This is a genomic window from Streptomyces sp. NPDC054842, from assembly GCF_053611025.1.
Genome location: NZ_JBSGZN010000001.1, coordinates 15,098 through 30,175 on the forward strand (window position 1 = coordinate 15,098; position 15,078 = coordinate 30,175).

12 protein-coding genes are annotated in these 15,078 nt (G+C 72.6%); 6 read left to right on the forward strand and 6 right to left on the reverse strand.

Features of this window, described 5'->3' with window-relative positions; genetic code table 11:
• Positions 1–384: 384 nt before the first annotated feature.
• Together ACWGIS_RS00070 and ACWGIS_RS00075 are read left to right on the forward strand one after the other, a co-directional pair.
• Entirely contained in the window at positions 385–3,537 is a 3,153-nt protein-coding gene (locus tag ACWGIS_RS00070) for a sacsin N-terminal ATP-binding-like domain-containing protein (protein ID WP_453360118.1), read from the forward strand.
• A gap of 196 nt (positions 3,538–3,733) precedes the next feature.
• Complete coding sequence (locus ACWGIS_RS00075) at positions 3,734–4,663, forward strand: hypothetical protein (protein WP_453360119.1); 930 nt, start codon at positions 3,734–3,736, stop codon at positions 4,661–4,663.
• Positions 4,664–4,683: 20 nt separating this feature from the next.
• Here the strand turns inward: ACWGIS_RS00075 and ACWGIS_RS00080 are convergent, their stop codons facing one another.
• Together ACWGIS_RS00080 and ACWGIS_RS00085 are read right to left on the reverse strand one after the other, a co-directional pair.
• Positions 4,684–7,077, reverse strand: coding sequence for an HAD-IC family P-type ATPase (locus ACWGIS_RS00080; RefSeq protein WP_453360120.1), 2,394 nt, complete (start codon positions 7,075–7,077; stop codon positions 4,684–4,686).
• Positions 7,078–7,210: 133 nt separating this feature from the next.
• Positions 7,211–7,480, reverse strand: a complete 270-nt coding sequence (locus ACWGIS_RS00085; RefSeq protein WP_453360121.1) for a DUF2530 domain-containing protein — start codon at positions 7,478–7,480, stop codon at positions 7,211–7,213.
• A gap of 332 nt (positions 7,481–7,812) precedes the next feature.
• Here ACWGIS_RS00085 and ACWGIS_RS00090 point away from each other — a divergent pair, with 332 nt between their 5' ends.
• Positions 7,813–9,264 carry an NCS2 family permease gene (locus ACWGIS_RS00090; protein ID WP_453360122.1) on the forward strand — a complete coding sequence of 484 codons (1,452 nt, stop codon included), beginning with the start codon at positions 7,813–7,815 and terminating at the stop codon, positions 9,262–9,264.
• A gap of 59 nt (positions 9,265–9,323) precedes the next feature.
• Here ACWGIS_RS00090 and ACWGIS_RS00095 read toward each other — a convergent pair whose 3' ends face one another.
• Entirely contained in the window at positions 9,324–9,506 is a 183-nt protein-coding gene (locus ACWGIS_RS00095) for a ribbon-helix-helix protein, CopG family (RefSeq protein ID WP_453360123.1), read from the reverse strand.
• Between the two features lie 144 nt (positions 9,507–9,650).
• Here ACWGIS_RS00095 and ACWGIS_RS00100 point away from each other — a divergent pair, with 144 nt between their 5' ends.
• The 3 genes from ACWGIS_RS00100 (at position 9,651) to thpR (ending at position 12,405) form a co-directional block, all read left to right on the forward strand.
• Positions 9,651–10,088 (forward strand): MarR family winged helix-turn-helix transcriptional regulator, encoded by a 438-nt coding sequence (locus tag ACWGIS_RS00100; protein ID WP_453360124.1) that lies wholly within the window; start codon positions 9,651–9,653, stop codon positions 10,086–10,088.
• A gap of 61 nt (positions 10,089–10,149) precedes the next feature.
• A complete protein-coding gene (locus tag ACWGIS_RS00105; RefSeq protein WP_453360125.1) occupies positions 10,150–11,499 on the forward strand; it encodes an MFS transporter in 1,350 nt (449 codons plus the stop codon).
• Between the two features lie 327 nt (positions 11,500–11,826).
• Positions 11,827–12,405: an RNA 2',3'-cyclic phosphodiesterase gene (thpR, locus tag ACWGIS_RS00110; protein ID WP_453360126.1), complete on the forward strand. Its 579-nt coding sequence runs from the start codon at positions 11,827–11,829 to the stop codon at positions 12,403–12,405.
• Positions 12,406–12,622: 217 nt separating this feature from the next.
• Here thpR and ACWGIS_RS00115 read toward each other — a convergent pair whose 3' ends face one another.
• From ACWGIS_RS00115 to ACWGIS_RS00125, 3 genes are all read right to left on the reverse strand, one after another.
• The gene (locus tag ACWGIS_RS00115; RefSeq protein ID WP_453360127.1) at positions 12,623–13,612 is read right to left on the reverse strand and encodes an aldo/keto reductase; all 990 of its coding nucleotides are present in this window, start codon (positions 13,610–13,612) and stop codon (positions 12,623–12,625) included.
• A 63-nt stretch (positions 13,613–13,675) separates the two neighbouring features.
• Positions 13,676–14,263, reverse strand: a complete 588-nt coding sequence (locus ACWGIS_RS00120) for a Uma2 family endonuclease (protein ID WP_453360128.1) — start codon at positions 14,261–14,263, stop codon at positions 13,676–13,678.
• Positions 14,264–14,375: 112 nt separating this feature from the next.
• The gene (locus tag ACWGIS_RS00125) at positions 14,376–15,056 is read right to left on the reverse strand and encodes an SGNH/GDSL hydrolase family protein (RefSeq protein ID WP_453360129.1); all 681 of its coding nucleotides are present in this window, start codon (positions 15,054–15,056) and stop codon (positions 14,376–14,378) included.
• Positions 15,057–15,078: the final 22 nt, after the last annotated feature.

Genomic DNA, 15,078 nt, shown 5'->3' on the forward strand with positions numbered 1-15,078 from the left:
TGGCTCGGTTGCCCGGCTGCGGGTGATCGTGTCCCCTTGGCGCCGCGCGGCGGCGCTCCCCGCCGAGGTTCTGGCGGCGTGAGGCCGGTCGCGGTGGGCTTTCGGTGTCGGGGGCGCTCAGTGGCTGGGGGGGCGGCTCGGGGTGTTGGTTGCGGGGGGAATGTGGGTGCCGTGTGTGGTGGGGGCGGGGCGTCGCATGGGGGGCGTGGGGCCGGGCAGGGGGCCTGGGGCGGCGGGCCGGGGAAAGCCGCGGTCACGGTACCTTCGTGCCGTGGCCGGCCTAGGGCCTGTCTGACCATGCCCGTCGTCGCCCGGAGGGCAGACGGGAATGGTCAGACAGGCCCTAGCGCTCGCGGCCGCGCCACACGAGAGGGAGAGTGAACCGTGAGCAAGTTCGTGCGGCCGGCTGCCGAGGGCGCGGACCCGTTCGGGACGGCGCGCCTGCGGCGCGGAGTGCTGGATGCCTGGGCGACCAGCCCGGCCCGGTTCCGGGAGGACGCCAACGCCGAGGAGGACCTGGCCCTCGGCGGCTACCGCGACAGACTCGTCGTCGAACTCGCGCAGAACGCCGCCGACGCCGCGGCCAGGGCCGGAGTGCCGGGCCGCCTGCGGCTCACCCTGCGGGACGGCGTGCTCGCCGCCGCGAACACCGGCGCCCCGCTCGACGCGACCGGCGTCGAATCGCTCTCCACGCTGCGCGCCTCCGCCAAGCGGGACGCCCACGACACGGCCGTCGGGCGATTCGGCGTCGGCTTCGCGGCCGTGCTCACGGTGACCGACGAGCCCGCCGTCCTCGGCCGCCACGGCGGGGTCCGCTGGTCCCTCGCCGAGGCCCGCGAGCTGGCGGACGAGACCGCCCGGCACAGCCCCGGGCTCGGCGACGAGATCCGCCGCCGGGACGGCCATGTGCCGCTCCTGCGGCTCCCGTTCGCCGCCGAGGGCTCGGCCCCCGACCCCTACGACACCGTCGTCGTGCTGCCGCTGCGGGACGCCGCCGCCGCGGACCTCGCCGAGCGGCTCCTGCGGGACGTCGACGACGCGCTGCTGCTGGCCCTGCCGGGCCTGGCGGAGGTCGTCGTCGAGACCGGCGACGGGGACGTCCGCACGCTGCGGCGCCACCCCGACGACGACGGCGTCACCGTCGAGGACTCCCGCGACGGCACCACCCGCTGGCGTACCGTCTCCCGCCACGGCGACCTGGACCCCGCGCTCCTCGCGGACCGCCCCGTCGAGGAGCGGCTGCGCCCGTTCTGGTCGGTGACCTGGGCCGTTCCGGTCGGCTCCGACGGCGGCCCGGCCCGCCCCCGGACCAGTCCCGTCGTGCACGCGCCCACGCCCAGCGACGAGCCCCTCGGGGTGCCCGCGCTGCTCATCGCCTCCCTGCCGCTCGACACCACCCGGCGGCACGCCGCGCCCGGTCCGCTGACCGGGTTCCTGGTGGAGCGGGCGGCGGACGCCTACGCCGAACTCCTCGCCGCCTGGCGCCCGGTGGGCGCCGGCATCATCGACCTGGTGCCGGGTCCGCTCGGCAAGGGCGAGCTGGACGGGGCCCTGCGTCAGGCGATCCTCGACCGGCTGCCGCGTACCCCCTTCCTGCCGCCCGCGGCCGAGGCGGAGGTCGCCGACGTTCCCGTCGACTGGGCCGGCGCCGAGGAGATCGCCGCGCCGGCCGTCGCGCTGCGCCCCCGGGACGCCGAGGTCGTGGAGGGCGCGGGCGCCGACACCGTCCGCGTGCTCGCGGAGGTGCTGCCCAGCCTGCTGCCGGCCGGACTCGAACGGCGGGTGGAGCTGCGCACGCTGGGCGTGGCCCGGGTGCCGCTCACCGAGGCGGTGGACCGGCTGGCCGGTCTGGAGAAGGAGCCGGGCTGGTGGCGGCGGCTCTACGACAGCCTGGCGGGCGTCGACCCGGACCGCCTCTCGGGACTTCCCGTGCCGCTCGCGGACGGCCGGACGACCATCGGGCCCCGCCAGGTGCTCCTGCCCTCCGGCGACGGTCCGCAGGCGGCGCCGGAGGCGCTGGCCCGGCTCGGGCTGAAGGTCGCCCACCCCGAGGCCGCGCACCCGCTGCTGGAGAAGCTCGGCGCCCTGCCCGCCACGCCCCGCGCCGTCCTCACCACCCCGCAGGTGCGGGCCGCCGTGGCCGCCTCGCTGGACGACGAGGGAGGCTGGGACCAGGAGGGCCCGGACGCCGAGGAGCTCGCCGAGACGGTGCTCGCGCTGGTGCGCGACGCCGCCCTCGATCCCGGCGAGGAGCCGTGGCTGGGCGCTCTCGCCCTCACCGACGAGGACGGCGAACTCGCCCCCGCCGGTGAACTGGTGCTGCCCGGCAGCCCGTTCGCGCAGGTCATGCGTGAGGGGGAACTCGCCCACGTGGACGCCGGGTTCGCCGAGCGCTGGGGTGAGCAGCCGCTGGCCGCGTGCGGTGTCCTCGCCGATTTCGCCCTGGTGCGCGCCACCGACGTGGTCCTGGACCCGGACGAACTGGACCCGCGCGAGGGCGACTTCGCGGAGCCGGACGACGCCGGTCTGCTGGACGCCGTGGACGTGTGGTGCGAGGACGTCCTCGACGGCTTGCCGGACACGCCCGTGCCGCCCGTCGCCACGGAGATCGTCGCCGTACGGGACCTCGACCTGGTGGACGACGAGCGCTGGCCGCAGGCGCTGACGCTGCTGTCCCGGCCGCCGTTGCGGGACGCGCTCACCCAGCCGGTGCGCGTCCTGCTGCCGGACGGCACCCACGAGATCGTCCGGCCGTACACCGCCTGGTGGCTGCGCGGGCACCCGGTGCTCGACGGGCGGCGCCCCGCGGGACTGCGGGCGGCGGGCGGCGACCCGCTGCTGCACGGGCTGTACGACGAGGCGGACGCGAGCGGGTTCGGGGACGAGCAGGTCCTGCGGGCCCTGGGCGTACGGACGTCGGTGGCCGCCCTGCTGGACGAGCCCGGCGGCGCGGCCGAGCTGCTCGACCGGCTGGCCGATCCCGGACGCGAGGTGTCGGCGGCCCAGCTGCACGCCCTGTACGGCGCGCTGGCCGAGCTGGAACCGGAGAAGGTGACGCTTCCGGAGGAGCTGCGGGCCGTGGTCGACGGGCGGGTGACGGTCGTGGACGCGGCGGACGCCGTGGTCGTCGACTCGCCCGATCTGCTGCCGTTCACTTCCGGCATGCCGCTGCTTCCGGTGCGGCCCTCGCGGGCCGCCGAGCTCGCCGAGCTTTTCCAGGTACGGCGGTTGAGCGAGTCGGTGACCGGCGAGGTGACGTCGGAGGGCGTCGAGCACGACGTGCCGGAGCCGGTACGGGTGCTGCTGGGTCCTTCGGTCCCGGCGACGTACGTCGAGCACGAGGAGCTGGTGGTCGACGGCACCGAGCTGGACTGGCGCCGCACCCGGGACGGGGTGCTGCACGCGTCCACCCTGGAGGGTGTCGCCGCCGGACTCGCCTGGGCGGCCCGCCAGTGGCCGCGCCGCTTCGAGGTGGCCGCGCTGCTCGAAGACCCGTCCCGCACCGACGAGTTGGCGCGGGACCGCTGGTTCGACTGAGGGGGAGCGGGGTCGCGTGCCGGCGGTGCGCGGCCCACCTTCTGTGATCTTGGTCATGCGTGCACAAAAACTTCACGTGGCGTACAACCATTCGCCGCCCCCGCGAATCTGATCACCCGAGTCAACAGACTCTCACCGACGTGGACCCCGCGTGATGACGACAACCGCGGGGTCCCTTTCTCCACATGGGGAACGCATGCGCATACGAGCCACCGTGGCCGCCGTCTCCGGCGCCCTGGCCCTCTCCGCCCTCGCCGTGCCCGCCGCGCAGGCGAGCGGACCCTCGTTCGACCACGACGACCTGCTGAAGGCCACGCAGGTCGCGCGCCAGGCCGAGTCCGGCCGGACCGCCTTCACCGGGTCGACGGGCGAGGACGGCGAGCCGTACCTCCTCGACCTCTCGTTCTCCGCCGTGAAGGTCAACGGCGGCAAGCCGATCGTCGCCGGCACCAGCAAGCAGGTCACCGCCCCGGTCACCTACACCGTCACGCACGGCGCCGACGTCGACATCACCGCCGACGACTTCCTGATGGACGTCGAGATCTACCGCGGCTCCTACGACGACCCGGCCAACGTCCTGATCGGCGACGACTGGCCGATCTGCACCGCGACCTCCGCCACCGTCGCCACCTGCAAGGGCACCATCGACATCTACCCGGACGTCGAGCTGACCAATTCCGACGCCACCACCTGGAAGGCCATCGGCTACGCCGTCGCCTTCAACGGCGTGAACCCGGACGACGAGAGCGCCGACTGGAGCAAGGTCGGCTACGTGGACCAGGACGCCCTGACCACGACGAAGCTCCAGCGCTACTCCAAGCTCACCGTCAACGCCTCCCCGGAGCCGGTCAAGAAGGGCCGGACCATCACGGTCACCGGTGCCCTGACCCGCGCCAACTGGGAGACGCACACGTACAAGGGCTACACCAGCCAGTCCGTGCAGCTGCAGTTCCGCAAGAAGGGCACGGACACCTACAGCACCGTCAAGTCGGTGACCTCGTCCTCCACGGGCAGCCTGAAGACGACCGTCACCGCCGCCACCGACGGCTACTTCCGCTACAGCTTCGCGGGCACCTCGACCACCCCGGCCGTCAAGGCCACCGGTGACTTCGTCGACGTGCAGTAATTCCCGGCTCCCGTAGGGGATCACGCGGGGAAGCGGCGGTCGACCCACTTCCACAGGAGTTCCAGGACGACCGCCGCCACCGCCGCGACCCCCACGGCGAACCACGGCATCACCGAGCCCACCAGCTTCAGCGCGAAGAAGTGCTGGAGCGCGGGCACGATCAGCACCAGCACGAACGCCCCCGCCATCGCCGCCACCAGACAGACCCGCCACCAGGTGTACGGCCGGGCGATGATCACGAGCACCCACATCGAGATCAGGAAGAGCGTCAGGGTCGCCACGCTCGTCTCGGCGTCCAGCGCCCCCTCCCCGCGGTAGTAGTGCCGGGCCATCAGGTATGTGACGAAGGTGGCCACGCCGGCCAGCACCCCGCCCGGGACCGAGTAGCGCATCACGCGCCGGACGAAGTGGGGTCTGGCCCGCTCCGTGTTCGGGGCGAGGGCGAGGAAGAACGCCGGGACGCCGATCGTCAGCGTGGAGAGCAGGGTCAGATGGCGCGGCAGGAACGGGTACTCCACCTGCCAGCACACCACCAGCACCGCCAGCAGCACCGAGTAGACCGTCTTCACCAGGAACAGGGTGGCGACGCGGGTGATGTTGCCGATGACCCGGCGGCCCTCCGCGACCACCGAGGGCAGCGTCGCGAAGCTGTTGTTCAGCAGCACGATCTGCGCCACCGCCCGGGTCGCCTCCGACCCCGAGCCCATGCTCACCCCGATGTCGGCGTCCTTGAGGGCCAGCACGTCGTTCACGCCGTCCCCGGTCATCGCCACCGTGTGGCCGCGTGACTGCAGCGCGCCCACCATCTCGCGCTTCTGCCGCGGGGTGACCCGCCCGAACACCGTCGCCTCGTCCAGCGCCTTCGCCATCGCGTCCCGGCCCTCGGGGAGCCGGCGCGCGTCCACGGTCTCGCCGTCGAGCCCCAGCTTGGCGGCCACCGCGCCGACCGCCACCGCGTTGTCGCCCGAGATCACCTTGGCGCGCACGTCCTGCCGCTCGAAGTACCGCAGGGTGTCCGCCGCGTCCGGGCGCAGCCGCTGCTCCAGGACGACCAGGGCGGTGGGCCGTACGCCCTCGGTGACCCGGGGGTCCTCCAGGTCCCGGGAGGCGCGTACGAGGAGCAGCACCCGCAGCCCCTGCTCGTTCAGCCGGTCGGTCTCGCCGAGCGCCGGGTCGCCGGGGGAGAGCAGCACGTCGGGGGCGCCGAGCAGCCAGGTGCTGCTCTCGCCGTCGCCCTCGCTGAAGGCGGCCCCGCTGTACTTGCGGGCGGAGGAGAACGGCAGCGACTCGGTGCAGCGCCAGTCGTCGCTGTCCGGATAGGCGGCCGCGATCGCCCGGAGGGAGGCGTTGGGACGCGGGTCGGACTCGCCGAGCGCGCCGAGCACCTTGCGTACGTGGGTCTCGTCGCTGCCGTCCAGGGGGCGCAGCTCGGTGACGTCCATGCCGCCCTCGGTGAGGGTGCCCGTCTTGTCCAGGCAGACCGTGTCGACGCGCGCGAGGCCCTCGATGGCGGGGAGTTCCTGCACGAGGCACTGCTTGCGGCCGAGCCGGATGACGCCGATCGCGAAGGCGACGGAGGTGAGCAGGACGAGTCCCTCCGGGACCATCGGCACGATGCCGCCGACCGTGCGCGCGACGGAGTCCTTGAAGTCGTTCTGCTTGACCACGAGCTGGCTGACGACGAGCCCGAGCGCCGTCGGGACCATCATCCAGGTGACGTACTTGAGGATGGTGGAGATGCCGGAGCGCAGCTCGGAGTGGACGAGCGTGAAGCGGGACGCCTCCTCGGCGAGCTGGGCCGCGTAGGCCTCCCGGCCGACCTTGGTCGCGGTGAACGCGCCGCCGCCGGCGACCACGAAGCTGCCGGACATCACCTCGTCGCCCGGGTGCTTGACCACGGGGTCGGCCTCGCCGGTGAGCAGCGACTCGTCGATCTCCAGGCCCTCGGCCTCGGCGCAGGTGCCGTCCACGACGATCTTGTCGCCGGGGCCGATCTCGATGACGTCGCCCAGCACGATCCGCGAGGTGCCGAGCGGGGTGGCCACGCCGTCGCGGCGGACCGTCGGTCTCGCCTCGCCGATCACGGCGAGGGAGTCCAGGGTCTTCTTCGCCCGCCACTCCTGGACGATGCCGATCCCGGTGTTGGCGAGGATCACGTAGCCGAAGAGGCTGTCCTGGAACGGTGCCACGAACAGCATGACGAGCCAGAGCACGCCGATGATCGCGTTGAACCGGGTGAAGACGTTGGCCCGGACGATCTCCCGCAGGGAGCGGCTGCTGCGGACGGGGACGTCGTTGACCTGGCCGCGCGCGACCCGCTGGGCCACCTCGGCGGCGGTGAGCCCGCGGGCCCGTCCGGGCAGGGGCACGGGATGCACAGGATCGAGTTCGGCGCCCGCGTCGATGTGCGTCATGGATTCGACGGTACGTGCGGACATACGGCTTCACCCGCCGAGTGCGCCAAAGATCCGACCAGGGGAGGACGGGGACGGCGCCAAGTGATGCCCTGGGTGTAGGGGGTCCCCGGTCACTCCGCGGGGGCGGCGGTCACTCCGCGGGGGCGGCGCCGCGGGCGGCGTCCTCCCGCTTGATCGCCGCGTCGCGCTTGCGGACGTACCAGATGCCGATGAGTCCGAGGCCGGCGCCGGCCAGGCAGGTCCACACCCACCAGGTGTGCCCGTGGTCGTCGAACCAGCCGTAGAAGGGGAGCTGCACCAGGAAGAGGACGAACCAGAGGATCGTGCCGCCCGTGATGGTGGCGACGACGGGGCCCTCCAGGGGCTCCGGCGCCTCGTGCTTGGGGGTCCACTTCGCCATGGGCACAGCTTACGAGCACGGCGGGCGGGCTCGTCCGGCGCGGTCCGCGGGCGGTGGCGGAGGGACCGCTTCCCCCGTATACCAAGGGTCTACGCGCGGAGATAGCGATTTGGGCCTCATATGTTCATACTGAAACGGCTTGATGCTGGCTCTTTCTGTTCGTACGAAACTCCAACAGAAACGTCGATGAAACCTCCCGGTGATCATCTGACGGCCAGACTCGATCATGTTCCGCCGCGCACCTCTCCAGGCTCGGCCCCGCCCGAGCGGGGCCCGCTCACCGCCCGGCGCCCGTCCTGGCCCCTCCGGGCCCCGCACGTATGAGGTTCCGCATGTCCACCTCGGCCACCTCGGCCCCCGCTCCGGAAAAGCAGCCGTCCCCGCGGCCCGCGAACGGCGCCCTCGACCGCTACTTCAAGATCTCCGAACGGGGCTCGACGACGGGACGCGAGGTCCGCGGCGGACTCGCCACCTTCTTCGCGATGGCCTACATCATCGTGCTGAACCCGATCATCCTGGGCAGCGCGAAGGACATGTACGGGCACCAGCTCGACAACGGCCAGCTGGTCACCGCGACCGCCCTGACCGCGGCCTTCACCACGCTGCTCATGGGCGTCATCGGCAACGTGCCGATCGCGCTCGCCGCCGGACTCGGGGTCAACACGGTCGTCGCCCTCCAGCTCGCGCCCCGCATGTCGTGGCCGGACGCCATGGGCATGGTGGTCCTGGCCGGCTTCATCGTGATGCTGCTGGTGGCCACCGGTCTGCGGGAGCGCGTGATGAGCGCGGTGCCGCTCGGCCTGCGCAAGGGCATCTCGATCGGCATCGGCCTGTTCATCATGCTGATCGGCCTGGTGGACTCCGGCTTCGTCTCGCGCATCCCCGACGTCGCGCAGACCACCGTGCCGCTCCAGCTCGGCGCCGACGGCCACCTCAACGGCTGGCCCGTCCTGGTCTTCGTCCTCGGCGCGCTGCTCACCCTCGCGCTGATCGTGCGCAAGGTGCCGGGCGCGATCCTCATCTCGATCGTCGCCATGACCGTCTTCGCCGTCGTCGTCGAGGCCGTCGCCAAGGTCCCGTCCTGGGGCCTGACCACCCCGAAGTGGCCCGGCAACCCCGTCGCCACCCCGGACTTCGGCCTGGTCGGCGAGGTCAGCCTCTTCGGCGGCTTCGGCAAGGTCGGCGTGCTGACCGGCGTGCTGTTCGTCTTCACGGTCCTGCTGTCGTGCTTCTTCGACGCGATGGGCACGATCATGGGCGTCAGCGACGAGGCCAAACTGACCGACGCCCAGGGCAACATGCCGGGCATCAACAAGGTCCTGTTCGTGGACGGCATCGCGGTCGCCGCCGGCGGCGCCAGCTCCTCCTCGGCCACCACCTGCTTCGTGGAGTCCACGGCGGGCGTCGGCGAGGGCGCGCGCACCGGCTTCGCGAACGTCGTCACCGGCGCGCTCTTCGCCGTGGCGCTCTTCCTCACCCCGATCGCCACGATGGTCCCCTCCCAGGCGGCGACCCCGGCGCTGCTCGCGGTCGGCTTCCTGATCATGTCCCACTCGGTCAAGGACATCGACTGGGCGGACTACACGATCGCGATCCCGGCGTTCGTGACGATGCTGATGATGCCGTTCACGTACTCGATCACCAACGGCATCGGCATGGGCTTCATCACCTTCGTGGTGCTGCGCCTCGCGGTCGGCCGGGCCCGGGAGATCCCGGTGGCGATGTACGTCGTGGCGGCGGTCTTCGGCTTCTACTACCTGATGCCGGCGCTGGGCCTGACCTGATCCGTCTCCCGCCGTACGGGTACGGGGTCACGTGACTCCGTACCCGTACGGCCACGGGGTCACGTGACCCCGTAGAACTTCTCGGTCTCCTCGACCGCGGTCTGGAACCGCTCGTCGAAGTCATCGCGAACGAGCGTCCGGACGACATAGTCCTGGACGCTCATTCCTCTTCTGGCGGCGTGCTGGCGGAGCCGGTTGAGCAGCTCCCCGTCCATGCGCAGGCTGAGCACACTGGTCCCCATGCCGACGAGGGTCGCGGGACTCCGGGCGGCCGCGGGTGTCTTTCCGTGCCCGGCTCACTCGAATGAGTGACTCATGGGTTCAGTGGTCCGTTTCACGGGCACCCGGGTGGTCTTTAGTCAGGGTAATGAGTTAGGCTAAAGAACATGCCTGACCTCACCCATGGCGACGACGCTGCCGCCGTGAACTCCCTGCGCTCCGCCGTGATGCGCCTGTCCCGCCGGCTCAAGCACCAGCGGGTCGACGAGTCGCTGAGCCCCACCGAGATGTCGGTGCTCGGCACCCTCGCCCGCTGCGGCTCGGCCACCCCGGGCGAACTGGCCCGCAAGGAGCACGTCCAGCCGCCCTCGATGACCCGCATCGTGGCGCTGCTGGAGTCCAAGGGCCTGGTCAGGCTGGAGCCCCACCCCGAGGACCGGCGCCAGAAGGTCGTCACGCAGACCGAGCAGGCCGAGGCCATGCTCGAGGAGAGCCGCCGCCGGCGGAACGCGTGGCTGGCCGGGCTGGTCGCCGCCCTCGACGAGGACGAGCGCGCGAAGCTCCGTGCCGCCGCCCCCGTGCTGGAGAAGCTCGCGCACCTGTGACCGGCGGCGCACCGCCGGACGACACCGAGACCGTACGAACCCGCTTAGGAGGCGAACGCTGTTGAGTTCGGGACCCGGAGCAGACTCCGCCCCCGCACCAGCCACCCCCGACACCCCGCACGACCCCCCGACCGCCAGGTCGTCGATGTTCAGCTCGCTGAGGATCCGCAACTACCGCCTGTTCTTCACCGGCCAGGTCGTCTCCAACACCGGCACCTGGATGCAGCGCATCGCCCAGGACTGGCTCGTGCTCAGCCTCACCGGTTCCTCCGCCGCGGTCGGCATCACCACCGCGCTCCAGTTCCTGCCGATGCTCCTCTTCGGGCTGTACGGCGGTGTCCTGGTCGACCGGCTGCCCAAGCGGCCGACGCTGCTGGCCACCCAGACGGCCATGGGCCTCACCGGCCTCGCCCTCGCCTTCCTGACCCTCTCCGGACACGTCCAGGTCTGGCACGTCTACGTCGCGGCCTTCGCCGTCGGCCTCGCGACCGTCGTCGACAACCCCGCCCGCCAGTCCTTCGTCGCCGAGATGGTCGGCCCCGGCCAGCTCCAGAACGCGGTCAGCCTGAACTCCGCGAACTTCCAGTCCGCGCGGCTGGTCGGCCCCGCCGTCGCGGGCCTCATGATCACCGGGGTCGGCACCGGCTGGGCGTTCCTCTGCAACGGCCTGTCCTTCGTGGCGCCGATCGCCAGTCTGCTGCTGATGCGCGGCCGCGACCTCCACCAGGCCCGCCGCACCCCGCGCGGCAAGGGCCAGCTCCGCGAGGGCCTGCACTACGTGGCGAGCCGCCCCGAGCTGATCTGGCCCATCGTCCTCGTCGGCTTCATCGGCACCTTCGGCTTCAACTTCCCGGTCTGGCTCTCCGCCTACGCCGACGACGTCTTCCACGCGGGCGCCGGCGCGTACAGCCTCTTCAACACGCTGATGGCCCTCGGCTCGCTGGCCGGCGCGCTGCTCGCCGCCCGCCGCGGCACGGCCCGGCTGCGCGTCCTGATCGGCGCGGCCCTGGCCTTCGGGCTGCTGGAGGTGGTGGCGGCCCTCGCGCCGTCCCTGTGGCTGTTCTCGCTGCTCATGGTGCCGATCGGCGTCTTCGGCCTGACCGTCAACGTCACCGCGAACACCTCGGTCCAGATGGCCACCGACCCCGCCATGCGCGGCCGGGTCATGGCGCTGTTCATGATGGTCTTCATGGGCGGTACGCCGCTGGGCGCGCCCCTCGTCGGCTGGGTCACCGACGCCTACGGGCCGCGGGTCGGCTTCGCGCTCGGCGGTCTGGTCTCGGCGCTCGCCGCGGCCACCGTCGGACTGGTGCTGGCCCGGGTCGGCGGCCTGCGCCTGGCCGTCGGCTGGCACCGCGGCCACCCCCAGGTCCGCTTCGTGCCCAGAGAGCGGCTGACTGCGGCCGCGTGACCTCTCCGCCGCCTCGGCCTTCCGGGCGCCGGGGGGCTGGCGGCGGTGACGCCGCCTCCAGCTTGCGGGGCGTCGGAGGGAAGGCCGTGGCACCTCCGCCTCCCTCCGGGGCGTCGGAGGGCCGGGGCCGTGGGCCCTCGCCTCCACCGTCCCCCCGGCGCCGGGCGCTTGCCCCTTTGCCACCGGCGCCCAAGGGCGCCGGACCGGGGCCGCCGTGACCTCCCCTCCGCCGACGCACTCCGCGCCGGAGGGAGGCCGCTCGTCGGGCCGCCGTCGGGGCGGTGGGGGCCGCTCGCCCGGCGGGCCGTTCCCTGGAAGGGTGACGGCATGAGACTCTTCGCCGCCGTGCTGCCGCCCGAGGAAGCGGTCCGTGAACTCGCCGCGGCCGTGGACGGCCTGCGGCGGCTGCCCGGCGCGGACGCGCTGCGCTGGACCGGCCGCCCCGGCTGGCACTTCACCCTCGCCTTCTACGGCGAGGTGGCGGACGACGTGCTGCCCGAGCTGTCCGCGCGGCTGGCGCGGGCCGCCCGGCGCAGCACGCCCTTCCCCCTGGCCCTGCGCGGCGGCGGCCACTTCGGCGGGCGGGCCCTGTGGGCGGGCGCCGCGGGCGACGTCGGCGCGCTGCGGCTGCTGGCCGAGCGCGCCGAGGCGGCGGCCAGGAAGGCGGGCCTGCCGACGGAGGAGCACCGCAGGTACCGGCCGCACCTGACGGTGGCCCGCAGCCGCGGCGGCGCCGACCTGAGCCCCTCGGTGCGCGCCTTGGACGGGTTCACCGGGCGGGAGTGGACGGTCGGCGAGCTGAGCCTCGTCCGCAGCAACCTGCCGGTCTCGGGCGTCGCGGGGGAGCAGCCGCGCTACGAGACCGTGGAGCGGTGGCCGCTGGGGGCGGACGGCCCGTCCGCGTGAGGTGCGGCGGCCCCGCCTCGACGGCCGGCTGGGGCGCGCGCCGGGCGGCCGGATAACCTCGACCCCGTGGACCCGAAGACCCGAAACCGGATCATGGCCGGTGTGCTCGTGCTGATGTTCGTCGTCGTGGCTCTGGCGGCGGCGGTCGGATAGACCGCCGCCGCCGGACGCGCCGTGCCCGCGGCAGCCCCTGGTCAGGCTCCCGAGGGGCCCCGGACTACCAGGCGAACGCCTCCGGAGAGGGGCCCGGGCCCGGGAAGATCTCGTCCAGGGACGCCAGCACCTCCTCGGACAGCTCCAGCTCGACGGCACGCAGCGCCGACTCGAGCTGCCCGGCCGTCCGCGGACCGACGATCGGCCCGGTGACGCCGGGACGGCTCAGCAGCCAGGCCAGCGCCGTCTCGCCCGGCTCCAGGCCGTGCTTGTCGAGCAGGTCCTCGTACGACTGGATCTGGGCGCGCTGCGCGGTATTGGCGAGGGCGTCGGCGGCCCGGCCGCTCGCCCGGCGCCCGCCCTCCGTCTCCTTCTTGATGACGCCGCCGAGCAGTCCGCCGTGCAGCGGCGACCAGGGGATGACCCCGAGCCCGTACTCCTGCGCCGCCGGGATGACCTCCATCTCGGCCCGGCGCTCGGCCAGGTTGTAGAGGCACTGCTCGCTGACCAGTCCGTAGCCGCCGCGGCGGGCGGCGGTCTCGTTGGCCTGGGCGATCTTGTAGCCGGGGAAGTTCGAGGAGCCGGCGTACAGGATCTTGCCCTGCGCCACGAGGGTGTCGATCGCCTGCCAGATCTCCTCGAAGGGAGTGCTGCGGTCGATGTGGTGGAACTGGTAGATGTCGATGTAGTCGGTCCGGAGCCGCTTGAGGCTGGCGTCGACGGCCCGGCGGATGTTCACCGCGGAGAGCTTGTCGTGGTTGGGCCAGGCGTCGCCGTCCGCCGCCATGTTCCCGTACACCTTGGTGGCGAGCACGACCTTGTCGCGCCGCTCGCCGCCCCGGTCGAACCAGTTGCCGATGATCTCCTCGGTGCGGCCCTTGTTCTCGCCCCACCCGTAGACGTTGGCGGTGTCGAAGTAGTTGATCCCCGCGTCCAGGGCCGCGTCCATGATGGCGTGACTGTCGGCCTCGTCGGTCTGCGGGCCGAAGTTCATGGTGCCGAGGACGAGCCGGCTGACCTTGAGTCCCGTGCGTCCGAGCTGCGTGTACTCCATGGGTCCCAAGCCAACGCGCTGGAGTGCGCTCCAGGCAAGGGGGCGGCCGGGCGGGCGGTGCCCTCAGTCGCGGGGGAAGTCACCGGTCGCGAGGGTGAGCCGGACGCCGCCGACGGTCAGCTCCACGTCCCCGCCGAAGGCGACGGTGGTCTCCGTGACGTAGTCGCCGTTCTTGGGCTGGGTGTGGACGTGGCACTTGCCGACGTACGGATCCACGATGAGGTAGACGGGGACCTCGGCGGCGGCGTAGGCGCTCTTCTTGGGCCCGTAGTCGTTCGGGGCCGTCGCCTTGGAGAGCACTTCGGCGACGAACTCGATGTCCTGGGTGAGCCAGTGCCCCGACGCGTCCTGCCGCGCTCCGTCGCGCAGCTTCGCCACGTCGGGGCAGAAGCCGTTCCGGTGGCCCGGGAAGTCGATCCGGACGTCGGACAGGACCAGGGCGTCCATGCCGAACGTGTCGTCCAGGGCGCGGACGATCCTCCGGATGATCATCCAGTGGGTGCTTCGCTGCGGCACCATGAAGACGGCCCCCTCGACGACCTCTGCCTTGAATCCCTCGGGGGCGACTCGCTCGATGGAGTCGAACAGCGCGTCCAGAGTCGGCTCGCCGTTGTCGTCGGCCATCTCGATCCTGTCGTCAAGGACGGTCATCGTGGCGCTCCTCCCCGGTCGCGGCTCGGGCGAGCGCGGCCGGGAGGTACCCAACGATACCCACGGTCGCCAGGTCACCACCGGTCCGCGCCCTGCCCGGCCGGGCGTCCGGTCAGGCGGTGACCGCGTAGGGCCCGCCGAGGCCCCAGGCCTGGTGCATCGCCTCCGCGAAGCCCTCCGCGATCTTGTGCTCGCCGCTCGCGTTCGGATGGGTGCCGTCGTACGTGTCGCGGTGGATGTCGTACGACGCGGGCGGGGACGCCAGCAGCAGCGGGGAGCCGGGCTCGCCGAGGTCGGCGACGGCCTTGGCGAGCAGCTCGTTGAAGGCGGCGACCTCGGCGGCGAACGGCGCGTCCGACTCGGCGCGCACGTTGGGTATCACCGGCAGGAGCGCCATGCGTATGCGCGGGTTGGCCGCCCGCGCCTCGGCGACGAAGCGCCGCACGTTCCCGGCCGTCTGCTCCGCGTTCGTGTAGAAGCCGAGGTCGATCAGGCCGAGGGAGACCAGCAGGACGTCGGCCCGGTGCCTGCTCACCGCGTCCCGGATGAGCGGGGCCATGTGCAGCCAGCCCTCGCCCCAGCCGGCCAGGTGGGCGCGGGGGAAGCCGGGGTCCGCGTACGCGTAGGAGCCGGGCGTGCCGGTCGCCGGGTCGTACAGCGCCTCGCGCGGGCCGACGATCTGGAACGGCTCCCGGTGCGCCGCGCGCAGGTGCTGCCACATCCGGTAGCGCCACGTGTGTTCGCCCGGGCTTCCGATCGTCATCGAATCGCCGACGGGCATGAACCTGAGCATCCGCTCATCATGGTGGATCACC